12 protein-coding genes and 1 tRNA gene are annotated in these 12,875 nt (G+C 69.5%); 5 read left to right on the top strand and 8 right to left on the bottom strand.

The genetic code is table 11. The features are described 5' to 3' along the window. The first annotated feature begins 19 nt into the window (after positions 1-19). Entirely contained in the window at positions 20-874 is an 855-nt protein-coding gene (locus ACNI14_RS12085) for a formate/nitrite transporter family protein (RefSeq protein ID WP_420520293.1), read from the top strand. A gap of 6 nt (positions 875-880) precedes the next feature. Here ACNI14_RS12085 and ACNI14_RS12080 read toward each other — a convergent pair whose 3' ends face one another. The 7 genes from ACNI14_RS12080 to ACNI14_RS12050 form a co-directional block, all read right to left on the bottom strand. Next, entirely contained in the window at positions 881-1,615 is a 735-nt protein-coding gene (locus ACNI14_RS12080; RefSeq protein ID WP_420520292.1) for a histidine phosphatase family protein, read from the bottom strand. Next, positions 1,616-2,350: a zinc ribbon domain-containing protein gene (locus ACNI14_RS12075; protein WP_420520291.1), complete on the bottom strand. Its 735-nt coding sequence runs from the start codon at positions 2,348-2,350 to the stop codon at positions 1,616-1,618. Between the two features lie 21 nt (positions 2,351-2,371). Beyond that, positions 2,372-3,190 (bottom strand): Nif3-like dinuclear metal center hexameric protein, encoded by an 819-nt coding sequence (locus ACNI14_RS12070; protein ID WP_420520290.1) that lies wholly within the window; start codon positions 3,188-3,190, stop codon positions 2,372-2,374. 66 nt (positions 3,191-3,256) lie between these two features. Then, on the bottom strand, positions 3,257-4,033 hold the full coding sequence (locus ACNI14_RS12065; RefSeq protein ID WP_420520289.1) for a potassium channel family protein: 777 nt from the start codon (positions 4,031-4,033) through the stop codon (positions 3,257-3,259). A 29-nt stretch (positions 4,034-4,062) separates the two neighbouring features. After that, positions 4,063-4,136: transfer RNA gene (locus ACNI14_RS12060), tRNA-Val, on the bottom strand. A 57-nt stretch (positions 4,137-4,193) separates the two neighbouring features. Continuing rightward, positions 4,194-4,655: a peroxiredoxin gene (locus ACNI14_RS12055; RefSeq protein WP_420520288.1), complete on the bottom strand. Its 462-nt coding sequence runs from the start codon at positions 4,653-4,655 to the stop codon at positions 4,194-4,196. Beyond that, positions 4,652-5,080, bottom strand: coding sequence for a DUF3052 family protein (locus ACNI14_RS12050; protein WP_420520287.1), 429 nt, complete (start codon positions 5,078-5,080; stop codon positions 4,652-4,654). The genes ACNI14_RS12055 and ACNI14_RS12050 overlap by 4 nt, the downstream gene beginning before the upstream one ends. Before the next feature lie 230 nt (positions 5,081-5,310). Between ACNI14_RS12050 and aceE the strand changes: the two genes are divergently transcribed. After that, positions 5,311-8,025, top strand: a complete 2,715-nt coding sequence (gene aceE, locus ACNI14_RS12045; protein ID WP_420520286.1) for a pyruvate dehydrogenase (acetyl-transferring), homodimeric type — start codon at positions 5,311-5,313, stop codon at positions 8,023-8,025. 79 nt (positions 8,026-8,104) lie between these two features. Here aceE and ACNI14_RS12040 read toward each other — a convergent pair whose 3' ends face one another. Continuing rightward, positions 8,105-9,502 carry an ICP22 family protein gene (locus ACNI14_RS12040; protein ID WP_420520285.1) on the bottom strand — a complete coding sequence of 466 codons (1,398 nt, stop codon included), beginning with the start codon at positions 9,500-9,502 and terminating at the stop codon, positions 8,105-8,107. A gap of 208 nt (positions 9,503-9,710) precedes the next feature. On the opposite strand from ACNI14_RS12040, the gene ACNI14_RS12035 reads away from it, so the two are divergent. The 3 genes from ACNI14_RS12035 (at position 9,711) to ACNI14_RS12025 (ending at position 12,867) form a co-directional block, all read left to right on the top strand. Then, the gene (locus ACNI14_RS12035) at positions 9,711-10,880 is read left to right on the top strand and encodes a PucR family transcriptional regulator (RefSeq protein WP_420520284.1); all 1,170 of its coding nucleotides are present in this window, start codon (positions 9,711-9,713) and stop codon (positions 10,878-10,880) included. A gap of 77 nt (positions 10,881-10,957) precedes the next feature. Next, positions 10,958-11,872, top strand: coding sequence for an ACP S-malonyltransferase (locus ACNI14_RS12030; protein ID WP_420520283.1), 915 nt, complete (start codon positions 10,958-10,960; stop codon positions 11,870-11,872). Positions 11,873-11,913: 41 nt separating this feature from the next. Beyond that, a complete protein-coding gene (locus ACNI14_RS12025; RefSeq protein ID WP_420520341.1) occupies positions 11,914-12,867 on the top strand; it encodes a beta-ketoacyl-ACP synthase 3 in 954 nt (317 codons plus the stop codon). Positions 12,868-12,875: the final 8 nt, after the last annotated feature.

The raw sequence follows: 12,875 nt of genomic DNA, 5'->3' as shown, positions 1-12,875 counted from the left end.
GCGTGCCACTCTTGACCTCATGACCGACCAGGACGAGCTCTTCCCCGGCAAGCACTTCATCTCGACCACTCTGCACGCGCTGGAGACCAAGACCGCCATGAGCGGTGGCCTCGCCCGTGTGTACATGATGCGCGCGGCCATGGCGGGTGGGCTCGTCGGCGTCATGTACCTCGCGTACTACGCGGTGATCGCGGCTTTCAGCGGCATCGGCAGCGGCGACCTCGTGACGCTGGGGCACATGGTCGGCGCGCTGGTGTTCGGCTTTGCGTTGGTCTTCATCTACTACAGCAAGTCCGAACTCCTCACGTCGAACATGATGATCGTGTCGATCGGGCTCTACTACCGGCGCACGACCGTGCTGAAATCCCTGCGCATGCTCGCGCTGTGCTACGCCGGAAACCTCGTGGGCGGGCTCGTCGTCGCGCTCATGGTCGCGGGGTCGACGCTCACCGAAGGCGCCATCGGCGCGCAGATGACGGACTCCGTCGACCACAAACTCGACTTCGTCGCGAGCGGCATCGCGGGCTGGGGAGACCTGTTCTTCCGCGCGGTGCTGTGCAACTTCATGATCAACCTGGCGATGCTGATGGTCTACAACGGCCGCATCAAGGACGACCTCACGCAGTCCCTCGCCATGATCATGAGCGTGTTCGTGTTCGCATTCGTGGGCTTCGAGCACTCCGTCGCGAACACGGTGCTGTTTTCGATCGTGGCGCTCCAGGGCGGCATCGATGTGGGTCTCGCGCTCGGCAACATCGGGATCGTGCTGCTGGGCAACTTCGTGGGCGGCGGCGTGCTCATCGGCTGGTACTACGCCTACGCGAACGACGACCGCAAGTTCCTCGGCAAACGGAGCCGGGGCGAAACCGCCTAGCGCACGTCAGTCCGTGGGCGATCCCACGCACAACACGTGGCGCTCGGAGATCGTGCCGTCCGCATGGACGTGCAGCCGCAGCATCGTGAGCGACGCCGGCGACGGCCAGATCTGGCCCCAGTGCGTGGTCGGCATCGCGAGCGAGACGCCGACGGCGGACTTGATCGCGACCGCATGCGAGGCCACTGCCCACGCCCGCGCCTGATCGTCGCCTTCCGCGCATCGGCGCGCGTGCTCCGCCGCCGCCTCCATCAAGAAGTCATCGAACCGCGCGCCGACCTCGGGGATCGACTCGCCAGCAGGCGCGGAGATCTCGCCAAAGCGCCAGCGGTGGAGCGCGTCACCGTCGCGATCCGCGATCTCGGCCCCGGTCAGGCCCTCCCAGTCGCCAAAGTGGATCTCGCGCACGCGCGGCTCGGTCTCGACGTGGGCGCCGATGCGGCGGCCGATCGCCGCGCCGGTCTCCTGCGTGCGGACCATGGGAGACGCGATCACGCGGGACACGTGCGGCACCTGCTCCCAGGTCCTACGGCCGATGCGGTAGACGGCATCTGCCGCTTTCGCGGCCTGAATGCGGCCGTTGGAGTTGAGCGGCGGTCCGACCTCTCCGGACCCCGACAGCGCGTGGGTCTCCGTCATGTCCGTCACTCCATGCCGCACCAGGACCATGGTGAGCGGGCTGACCAGGTCGCCGTTGACGGCGGCGAAAGGCGAGCGGCTCTGAGACTGACCGGCGGCCACTTACGAGTCCTTGCGGACCAGGATGGTGCCGCACTCCTCGCACCGCACCACCTGCTCCGGCGCGGCGCCCTCGATGGCCTTGATGTCGCTCGGGTTGAGGCTCATGTGGCAGCCGCCGCACGTCGATCCGGTCAGGACCGCGGCGCCGATGCCGCCGTGGTGCGCGCGCACCCGCTCGTACAGCGCCATGAGGCCCTCGTCGATCCCCTCGGCGGCGGCGGCCCGCTCGGCCTCCGCCTCCTCGATCTCGGCGTCGAGGGACCGCACGGCCACGTTGCGCTCGTGCTCGAGCTCACGCACCCGCTTGCCGAGGTCCTCGCGCTCGGCCTTCACCCGCGTGTGAGCCTCTTCGGCGACCTCGAGACGCTCCATGGCCTCGAGCTCGACGTCCTCGAGGTCCGACTGGCGTCGCCCGAGCAGCTCGAGCTCGCCCTGGAGCGCCTGCAGGTCCTTCGCATTGGAGCTGCCGGACTCGAGCCGGGCGCGATCGCGATCGGCCCGGGCGCGGACCGCCTGGACGTCGTCCTCGGCCTTGGTGACCTCGCGGCGCAGGTCGGTGACCTCGGCGCCGCGTGCAATCGCCTCGTCATCGAGGACGGTGTCACGCTCGGACAGCTCGGCGAGCTGGGCGTGGACGGGCAGGTGGTCGCGCTTGTGGCGCGCCTGCTGGATGCGCAGGTCAGCGTCCTGCACGTCGAGCAGCCGCAGCTGGTCGGCGAGGGGTGCGGTGGGCACGAAGGGTCCTCCGGTGAAAGGTCAGGCGCCGTAGCGCGCGGTCCAGGGGTCGGTGTTGAGGGTGCTCACGACGGCGTCGACCGCGGCGGCGTCGGCCACGTGCTCGGCCGCGCTCTTGAGCCACGCCCACTCCGACGCGTAGTGCGACACGTCGATGAGGTACGGACGGCCGTCGCCGAGCTCGGCGAGCTCGCGCGCATCGGACGCGGGGTGATGACGCAGGTCAGCCGTGACGTAGGCGTCGGCGCCAGAGGAACGCACCGTCTCGAGGAAGGAGTCCCCCGAACCGCCGACGACGGCCACGGTGGTCACCACGCCATCGGGGTCGCCCGCGACCCGCACCCCGTGATGGGTGGCGGGCAGCGTCTCGGCCACGAGCTGAGCGAACTCGGCCAGGGTGGTCGGGCCGGGAAGCATGCCGATGCGGCCCGTGCCCTGAGACCCATCGTCCGACGAGGGCAGCAGCGGCACCGCCGAACCGACGCCCAGCGCCTCGGCGAGTGCGTCGCACACTCCCCCCGCTGCGGCATCGGCGTTGGTGTGGGCGCTGTAGAGCGCGATGCCGTTGCTGATCAGGCGGTGCACCACGGCGCCCTTGGTGCTCGTCGTGGGAACGCCGGTGACTGCCCGCAGCATCAGGGGGTGGTGAGTGACCAGCAGCTGCGCCCCCACCTCGATCGCCTCGTCGACCACCGCGAGGGTGGGATCGACGGCGAACAGCACGCGCGTCACCTCGGCTGCGGGGTCGCCCACGGACAGTCCGGTGACATCCCAGTCCTCGGCGAGCGCAGGCGGGAAACGGAGCTCCAGAATCTCGGCGATCTCGGCCACTGTGGTCATGGAGACACGGTACCGGGAGACAGGCGGCCGCGGACACGTGGGACGGGCATCGCGCGGCGCACGCGGCTAGGAGCCGGCGCCGGGCCCACGCTCGCTATCCGCCACCGGAGAGTCAGCGCCCGCGAGCGCGTCGATCTTCGCCTCGAGGCGCGCGATCCGCTCGGTGAGCTCATCGTGGCGACCGACGTCCTGCCGCTCCTGCTCGCGCTCCTCCTCGCCCGTGGTCTTGGAGACGAACCACGCGGCGACAGACGCGGTGACCACACCGATCAGCGCGATCCCCACGAGCATCATCACCACAGCGACCACTCGGCCGGTGACGCTCACCGGCGAGAAGTCCCCGTAGCCCACGGTGGTGACCGTCACGATCGCCCACCACAGTGCGTCGCCGAAGTTGTTGATCGCTGAGTCCGCGACCTCGCGTTCGGCGGACAGCACGGCCACCGACCCGATCCACAGCAGGAGCACGACCGACACCACGACGGCCTGCATGGTCTTGACCCGCCCACGCGCGCTGGAGAACGCGGCCCCCTGCGTGAAGGCGGTGAGCACCTTGAGCGGGCGCGCGGCCGGCACCAGCACCGCGATGACATCCAGCGGGTGGGTCCACAGGTATCGCCATGAGCGCTGCGAGATGAGAGTGCGGATGACGATGTCGACGATGAACACCAGCCAGATCCAGCCCTGCACCACCAGCGTCGACGCCCGCACGCCCGAGGGCAGCGAGTCGTAGAAGATGATGCGTGCGGACCACACGAGCAGGAACACCATCGCGAGGACGGCCATCCAGGTATCCACGCGCCTTGCGTAGGAGTCGTACCTCTCGCCCATCGGCTCTGCCACGGCTGGGGTCCCTCCGTCAGATCTCTCCGTGGGCCCTGCCGGACTCGAACCGACGACACCTGCGGTGTAAACGCAGTGCTCTAACCAACTGAGCTAAGGGCCCGCGCCCCATTGTGGCGCATCGGCGCGCGGTGGGGGTCAGCCCCGCCCGCGCGCGCTGCTACTTCAGGTCCGCGATCGCGACGCGATAGTCGTCCACGTCGCGCGCCTCCCCCGTCGAGTTCACGACGGACCAGGCCACGGTGCCCGACGCATCGATGAGGAACGTGCCTCGCGTCGCCAGGCCCTTCGTGTCGTTGAACACTCCATACGCCCTCGACGCCTCACCGTGCGGCCAGAAGTCGCTCAACAGGGGTGGCGTGTAGTGGTGCGCGTCCGCCCACGCCTTGAGGGTGTAGATCGAGTCGCACGAGACGACCACGACCTCCAGGTCGCGGCCCTCGGCCAGATCCGGCGCGTCCCGCAGGTCGACGAGCTCGTTCGTGCACACGTCAGAGAACGCGAACGGCACGAACACCAGCAGCACCGCGTTGCCGCGGTGGTCACTCAGCGAGACGCGGCGGCCATGCTGGTCGGTGAGAGTGAAATCGGGTGCCTCGGTGCCGACGAGGGGACTCGTCACTTGGAACGGCCCTTCTCCACCAATTGCGTGCACGACCACCCTTCCCCGGCCATGAAGGTCGAGGTCGCATGCAGCCCTGCCAGTGAGGACGATTCCTGAATGTCCCCTGGCAGCACGTGTCCCGTCGTTCCGGCCTTGGGGGTCAGCAGCCACACGTTCCCACCGTCGTCCAGGAGAGCCTGGACGTCCATCAGCAGGTCGGCGAGGTCGTCGTCCCCATCGCGGAACCACAGGAGAACGCCATCGGTCACGTCGCCGAAGTCCTCGTCGACGAGTTCCTCACCCGTCGCATCCGAGATGGCGGCGCGCAAGGCGTCGTCGGCATCGTCGTCGTAGCCGAACTCCTGTAGGACCGTGCCCCGCTCGAGTCCGAATCGGTCAATGATCCCAGTGTCCACGGTGCGTGCACCGTCTTCTGTCGCCACGGCGGCGCTGCTCCCTTCGTCGTTGCTGCGTGCAGTCGCACGCTCACGGCTCACAGTACGGCCCGGTGACAGATGGTGGCAACGCCTGGTAGCCGCAGCACCGCTGCTGGCGGTGGGGGCCAGCGTGACATTCGGTCAAGAAATGGCCAGAATGGCGGGAGCGGCGGCACACCCGCCCCCAACCCACGCAGCACCGGCGCACTACCCCGCGCCCAACAGAAAGGTCACCGGTGGCATCACACGGCGAGCTTGACAAGGACCCCAGCGAGACCGGCGAATGGCTCGAGTCTCTGGACGGACTCATCGAGACCGGGGGTGAGTCGCGCGCCGAGTACATGCTCGACCGCATGGTGGAACACGCTGCTGCCAAGCAGTTGTCGGTGCCGCTGAGCCTCAACACCCCGTACGTCAACACGATCCACGTCGCCAACGAGCCCGAGTTCCCCGGCGACGAGGAGATCGAGCGCCGCTACCGCGGCTGGATCCGCTGGAACGCAGCCGTCATGGTGACGCGCGCCCAGGCGGGCGACAAGGGTGTGGGCGGCCACATCTCGTCGTATGCGTCCGTCGCGACGCTGTACGAGGTTGGCCTCAATCACTTCTTCCGCGGCAAGGACCACCCCGGCGGTGGCGACCAGGTCTACTTCCAGGGCCACGCCGCTCCCGGCGTCTATGCCCGCGGATACATGGAGGGGCGACTGTCCGAGGAGGACCTCGACTCGTTCCGCCAGGAGAAGTCGGCGTCGGGCTATGGCCTGCCGTCCTACCCGCACCCCCGGCTCATGCCCAAGCTGTGGGAGTTCCCCACGGTCTCGATGGGTCTAGGCCCGGCATCGGCCATCTACCAGGCATGGACCAACCGCTACCTGCACCTGCGTGGCATCAAGGACACATCGCAGCAGCATGTGTGGGCGTATCTCGGCGACGGCGAGATGGACGAGCCCGAATCGCGCGGCATGCTCCAGCTCGCCGCCAACCAGGGCCTCGACAACCTCACCTTCGTCGTCAACTGCAACCTGCAGCGGCTCGACGGTCCGGTGCGCGGCAACGGCAAGATCATCCAGGAGCTCGAGGCGTACTTCCGCGGAGCCGGATGGAACGTCCTGAAGGTGGTGTGGGGACGCAACTGGGACCCGCTGCTGGTGCGCGACGACGACGGCGCGCTCGTCAACCTGATGAACACGGTTCCTGACGGCGACTTCCAGACGTTCCGTGCCGAGTCCGGCGCCTTCATCCGGGACCAGTTCTTCGGCGGCGACCCCCGCGCCAAGGAGCTCGTCAAGGACATGACGGACGACGAGATCTGGGCGCTCAAGCGCGGCGGCCACGACTACCGCAAGCTGTACGCCGCCTACCTCAAGGCCACTGCCGGCGCCAACGGCAAGCCCACCGTCATCCTCGCGAAGACCATCAAGGGCTACGGCCTGGGAGCGAACTTCGCCTCGCGCAACTCGACCCACCAGATGAAGAAGCTCGCTGCCGCCGACCTCAAGGTGCTGCGCGACACGTTCGACATCCCGTTCACGGACGAGCAGCTCGAGGAAGACCCCTACCACCCGCCGTACTACCACCCGGGAATGGACGACCCGGCGATCAAGTACATGCTGGGACGTCGTAAGGAGCTGGGCGGGTTCGTGCCCGAGCGCCGCGACAGCAAGAAGCAGATCGACATGCCCGACGACAAGGCGTACGAGCTGCTCGCCAAGGGATCGGGGAAGCAGCAGATCGCCACCACGATGGCCTTCGTGCGCCTGTTCAAGGACCTCGTGAAGGACAAGGGCTTCGGCCACCGCCTGGTGCCGATCATCCCGGACGAGGCACGCACGTTCGGACTCGACTCGATCTTCCCGTCCGCGAAGATCTTCAACACCCGGGGGCAGAACTACCTGCCCGTGGACCGCGAGCTCATGCTCAGCTACAAGGAGTCCGAGTCCGGGCAGATCATGCACACCGGCATCAACGAGGCTGGTTCCGCCGCCGCGTTCCAGGCCGTCGGCACCTCGTACGCGACTCACGGCGAGCCGCTGATCCCGTTCTACGTCTTCTACTCGATGTTCGGCTTCCAGCGCACGGGCGACCAGTTCTGGGCCGCCGGAGACCAGATGACCCGCGGGTTCATCATCGGCGCCACCGCCGGCCGGACCACGCTCGCCGGCGAGGGCCTGCAGCACGGCGACGGCCACTCCCCCATCCTGGCGGCGACCAACACCGCCGTCGTCCAGTACGACCCGGCCTTCGGCTACGAGATCCGGCACATCGTCAAGGACGGCATCGAGCGCATGTACGGCCCAGACACCGGCCGCGACCCCAACGTCATGTACTACCTCACGGTGTACAACGAGCCGATCCAGCACCCCAAGGAGCCCGAGAACCTCGACGTCGAGGGCCTGCTGAAGGGCATCTACAAGTTCGCGGAGGCGCCCGAGGGCGACGGCCCCGAGGCGCAGATCCTCGCCTCTGGCGTCGCGGTGCCGTGGGCGCTCGAGGCGCAGGAGCTGCTCGCGGCCCACTACGGCGTGCGCGCCACGGTGTGGTCGGTGACCTCGTGGAACGAGCTGCGGCGCGACGCCCTCGACGCCGACCAGCACGAATTCCTGCACCCCGAGGAGGAGCCCCGCGTGCCGTACCTGACGCAGAAGCTCCAGGACTCCAACGGTCCGTTCGTGGCGACATCGGACTACGACCACCTGATCCCGGATCAGATCCGCGCCTGGGTCCCCGGCGACTACGCGACGCTGGGCGCCGACGGCTTCGGCTTCTCCGATACTCGCGCCGCCGCCCGTCGCTACTTCAAGATCGACGGCCCGTCCACGGCGGTGCGCGTGCTCCAGCAGCTCGCCAAGCGCGGCGAGATCGATCGCAGCAAGGTGCAGGACGCGATTGACCGCTACGAGCTCCACGACGTCACCAAGGGCACCTCGGGCAACGCGGGCGGCGACGCCTAGCCGCCAGGCACCTCAACGGACAAGGCGACGGCCGATGCGCGGGTGATCCGCGCATCGGCCGTCGCCTTTTGTCCTCGGGTCAGGTAGTGCGCGGGCCCTCGGGCTCGTCGCCCTCCTCGTCGCCCTCGGTCTGCGTGGGCTCGTCTGCCGGCGTGGGCTCGTCTGCCGGCGTGGGCTCGTCTGCAGCGGCGGCCTCGTCCGCCAGCGGGGGCGCATCGGACTCGGCTGGATCGGCCGTCTGATCCACGCCCTCGCGTTCCTCGAGAGGCGTCTCGTCCTGAGCACTCTCCTCGTCCGCCGCCTCCTCCGCCGCCGGGCCCTCCTGCGCCGTCGCGTCGTCGGACACGGGCTCATCGCCCTCGCCGTCCTCAGGTGTGCCATCCGCATCTGCGGGGGCCGCATATGGGGAGCGCGCGAGACCGTCCTCGTCGCCGGGCGTCTCCGCCTGCGCTGAGGAACGATCCTGGGCGGCTGATGAGTCGCGGGTGCTGCCCGCACGGTCGGCGGAATCCTTGCGCTCGGGACGACCATCGCCACCCGAGGCGCGGCCCCGGTCGCCGTCCTTACCTGCGCCCGACCTGGAGTCATCCGCGCCCGTGGGCTGGGCGGGGGCCTCCGCTGCATCCGGGGCGGGCCGGCGATCCTGGGCCGGGGGCGAGGTCGAGGTGCCGCCGGGAATCGCCGAGGTGCCCACCATCGCCAGCGTGGCATCCGAGTCGCTGATCGAACGCCGGACCACCACCGCCAGCACGATGATCGTGATGAGCACCACCGCGAGCAGACTCCACAGCAGCACGAGCAGCAGCCCGTCGAACGTGCCGGTGGGCTCGATGCGCACGTAGGCATCGCCCGAGCACTCCTCCGCGTCCGTGTCGACGGTGGCGGCAAGGTGGTACGTGCCGGTCAGGAGCATCCCCGAGGCGTCCTGGATCTGATCCAGCTGGCTCTGGACCGAGGTCTCGCCGCTCCACTCGGTGAGCTCGGGAGCCTCCGCGAACGTCGAGTTGCGCAGCGGGATCGCGAAGCCGCCCACCAGGACGGACGTCTGCGCATCCGCGTTGGTGACGGCGCTGTCCGAGGTTGTCGTCCACGCGACGGTGTCGGTGGTGGTGACCCGGAACGGGTCGATCGCGGTGGTGTCCTCCGGCGCGACGGCCTGGGTCTCGAGAGAGGACGTCGCCGTGGCGAGGCATCCCGAGGCCACGGACCCGCCGCGCATGATCTCGGGAATCCCGGCCAGCCCGACGCCTCCCAGCACGGCGCCGATGACGATCACGGTGACGAGGCGAGCCTTCGCCAGCGCCATGCGCTGCGTCAGCAGCGTCGCCACGAGGATCACCGACAGGGCCACGATGCCGAACAGCGGCAGCCGGTCGGGGGGCAGCACCCCCAGCACCGTCAGCAGTGCCATCACCACGAGGCCGAGCAGCAGCCCCAGAAACGCGCCCACCAGGGGCTTCGGTCGTGCTTCGGTCATGTCATCGCTCCTTTACGAGTCTGGTCTCACGCTAACCCCATCGCTGTCGACGGGCCAGCGTTTCCGGCCGGGATGTGAGCGCGCCGCAGTCGGCATTGGTAGGGATCCACAATCTCCGGAGGGATCCTCGGCTCCTTCACGGGCAGATTGGGGTGTATCAGCGCGCCGCCCTTGTGCCTCGCACACAAAGCGGTCCTATGCTGGCGCCATGTCCACGACCCAGGCGCGCGCCGAGACCCTGCGCAGGCTCCGCGCCGCCACGGGACGGCTCGCGACCGCGGCGCTCACCACCCTGGACTCCGACTACTCGTGGTTCCGGTCGCTGCCCGCGCAGGAGCGCTCGTGGGTGGGCACGGTGGCTCAGGCCGGCATCGACTCGTTCGTGTCCTGGTACGCGGACCCGCAGCACAGCCAGCGCAGCGCGACCGAGGTCTTCGCTGCGGCGCCGACCGAGCTCACGAGGTCCGTGTCCCTGCAGCACACCCTGAGCGTGATCCGCACCGTCGTGCGCGTGGTCGAGAGCCACTCCGACGAGTTCGCCTCTCCCGGCGCCGAGCGCGACGTCCGCGAGGCGATCCTGATCTACTCGAGGGAGATCGCGTTCAGCGCGGCGGAGGTGTACGCCCGCGCGGCGGAGACCCGGGGTGCATGGGACGCTCGGCTGGAGGCGCTCGTCGTGGATGCCTTGGTGCGCGGCGAGGTGGACGAGGGGCTGCCCTCACGCGCCGCCGCGCTCGGATGGAAGCCCGGCCCCACGCTCGTCATGGTGGGGCTGACCGACGGCACGCTGGGCGAGGTCCAGTCCGCCGAGCTGCGGCGGACGATCCGTCGGGCGGCACCGGGCGCGCTCGTGGGCATCCATGGCGACGACCTGGTGGTGATCGCGCGCTCGGACGACGACCACGGCACTCTCACCAGCCACCTGCTCAGCAGCTTCGGTCCCGGCCCCGTCGTGATCGGGCCCGCCGCCATCACGTTGGTCGAGGTGGCGCGCGCGACTCGCGCCGCCCTCGCCGGCGTCGTGGCCGCCCCCGCGTGGTCCATCGCTCCCCGCCCGGTCAGCGCGGACGACCTCCTGCCCGAACGCGTGCTGGTGGGAGACACCATGGCCCGCGAGCGGCTCGTCGCGATCGCGTACGACCCGATCGTGCGCGCGGGCGGTGCGCTCGCCGACACGATCGCCACCTATCTGGACTGCGGGCGCTCGCTCGAACTCGCGGCGCGCACCATGTTCGTCCACCCCAACACCGTCCGCTACCGTCTCAAGAAGGTCGCCCAGCTCACCGGCTGGGATGTGCTCTCCACGCGCGACGCACACGTCCTCGAGACGGCCTTCGCACTGGGTCGCCTCCGTGACTCGACACACACACCTTTGTAGCGAACCTACAAACTGCGGCTGGCGATACGGTGGGCCACACCCCCGTCGTCACCCGCTGGATAGGAGATGCTAGACACATGATCGCCGTTCTCTTCCCCGGACAAGGCGCCCAGACACCGGGAATGCTCGAGCCTTGGCTCGCCCTCCCCGACGTCGCCGCGCGCATACGCGAGTTGTCGGATGCCACAGATGTCGACCTCGTCGCCCACGGCACCACGTCGGACGCGGAGACCATCCGCGACACCTCGATCGCGCAGCCGCTGCTGGTCGCCGCCGGCCTGGCGACCGCGCGTGAGGCGTTGGGCGACGCCGCAGCCGGGCTCGTGGCCGGCCACTCCGTGGGGGAACTCGGCGCCGCCGCGCTAGCCGGCGTGATCGACGACTCCGAGGCCATGCGACTCGTCTCCGTGCGCGGCCGCGCCATGGCCGCGGCGGCTGCCGCCGCCGAGCCCACCTCGATGGCTGCGATCCTCGGCGGGGTCGAAGAGGACGTGCTGGACAGGCTCGACCAACTGGGGCTCACCCCCGCCAACATGAACGGCGGAGGCCAGATCGTGGCGGCAGGCGCGAGCGCCGGCATCGAGGCCCTCGTCGCGGACCCCCCGGCCCGCGCCCGGGTGATCCCCCTCCAGGTCGCCGGCGCGTTCCACACCTCCTACATGCAGCCCGCTGTGTCCGCACTCGCCGACGCCGCCGCATCGGCCTCGCCGCGCGACCCGGAGTCCGCGCTGCTCACCAACGCGGACGGCACCCAGGTGACGAGCGGCACTGGCGCTCTCGAGCGCATCGTCGCCCAGGTCGCGAACCCGGTCCGCTGGGATCTCTGCCAGGCGCGTATGCTCGAACTCGGTGTGACCGCGATCCTCGAGGTCGCGCCCGGCGGCGTCCTCACCGGCCTGGCCAAGCGCTCCCTCAAGGGAATGCCCGCGGTCGCGCTGAAGACGCCCGACGACCTCCCCGCCGCCCGAGAGCTTCTGGAGCAGCACGCGTGACAACACTGAACATTCGACGTGGACCCGAGTTCACGCGCATCATGGGGCTCGGCGTCGCCCGCGGCGAGACCGCGGTGCCCAACGAGGACATCATCGCGCCGATCAACTCGTCCGACGAGTGGATCCGCAAGATGACCGGGATCGTCACCCGTGTACGCGCGAACCGCGAGACCTCGGTCATCGACCTCTCCGAGGCTGCCGCGCGAGACGCGATCGCCCAGGCGGGGATCGACGCCGCCGACGTCGACACGGTGATCCTGTCGACGATCACGCACCCGTACATGACCCCAGGCGGGGCGCCCGTGCTGGCCGACCGGCTGGGCTCGACGGGCGCGGCCTTCGACATCTCCGCCGCGTGCGCCGGCTATTGCTATGGCATCGGCCAGGCCGATGCGCTGGTGCGGGCGGGCAATGCGCGCCACGTGCTGGTGGTGGGCGCCGAGAAGATGAGCGACTACGTGGACCCCGCGGACCGTTCGATCTCCTACCTGCTGGGCGATGCCGCGGGTGCGGTCGTCATCGGCCCCTCCGACAGTCCCGGCATCGGCCCCACCGTGTGGGGCTCCGACGGCTCCGGAGCACCCCTCATCGGTCAGACGTCCTCGTGGCTCGACGTCCGCGACGACCCCGACACCGCGTTCCCCACGCTGTACCAGGAGGGACCGAGCGTCTTCAAGTGGGCGTCGTTCAAGATGGCGCCGGTGGCCCTCGAGGCGATCGCCGCCGCTGGAGTGACGCCCGAGGACATCAAGGCCTTCATCCCGCACCAGGCCAACGTGCGCATCATCGACCAGCTGGTCAAGCAGATCGGCCTGCCTGCACACGTCGCGGTCGGCAAGGACATCGTCGACAGCGGCAATACCTCCGCCGCCTCCATCCCGCTGGCGACCGAGCGGCTGCTGCGCGACGGGGACGCCCACTCGGGCGACCTCGCGCTCCAGATCGGCTTCGGCGCGGGCCTGGTCTACGCCGCGCAGGTGGTGGTCCTGCCCTAGCGGCGGAC

This window comes from Demequina pilifera (assembly GCF_048814985.1).
Taxonomy (GTDB): domain Bacteria; phylum Actinomycetota; class Actinomycetes; order Actinomycetales; family Demequinaceae; genus Demequina.
The sequence above is the reverse complement of the archived record's forward strand: the minus strand, read 5'-3'. Positions and strand labels throughout refer to the sequence as shown.

What these genes read in the sequence shown, in the direction of transcription:
- ACNI14_RS12085 (WP_420520293.1), top strand. Translation starts at nt 20, where the DNA reads ATGACCGACCAGGACGAGCTCTTCCCCGGCAAGCACTTCATCTCGACC.
- ACNI14_RS12070 (WP_420520290.1), bottom strand. Translation starts at nt 3,190, where the DNA reads ATGACCACAGTGGCCGAGATCGCCGAGATTCTGGAGCTCCGTTTCCCG.
- ACNI14_RS12040 (WP_420520285.1), bottom strand. Translation starts at nt 9,502, where the DNA reads ATGACCGAAGCACGACCGAAGCCCCTGGTGGGCGCGTTTCTGGGGCTG.
- ACNI14_RS12035 (WP_420520284.1), top strand. Translation starts at nt 9,711, where the DNA reads ATGTCCACGACCCAGGCGCGCGCCGAGACCCTGCGCAGGCTCCGCGCC.
- ACNI14_RS12030 (WP_420520283.1), top strand. Translation starts at nt 10,958, where the DNA reads ATGATCGCCGTTCTCTTCCCCGGACAAGGCGCCCAGACACCGGGAATG.
- ACNI14_RS12025 (WP_420520341.1), top strand. Translation starts at nt 11,914, where the DNA reads ATGGGGCTCGGCGTCGCCCGCGGCGAGACCGCGGTGCCCAACGAGGAC.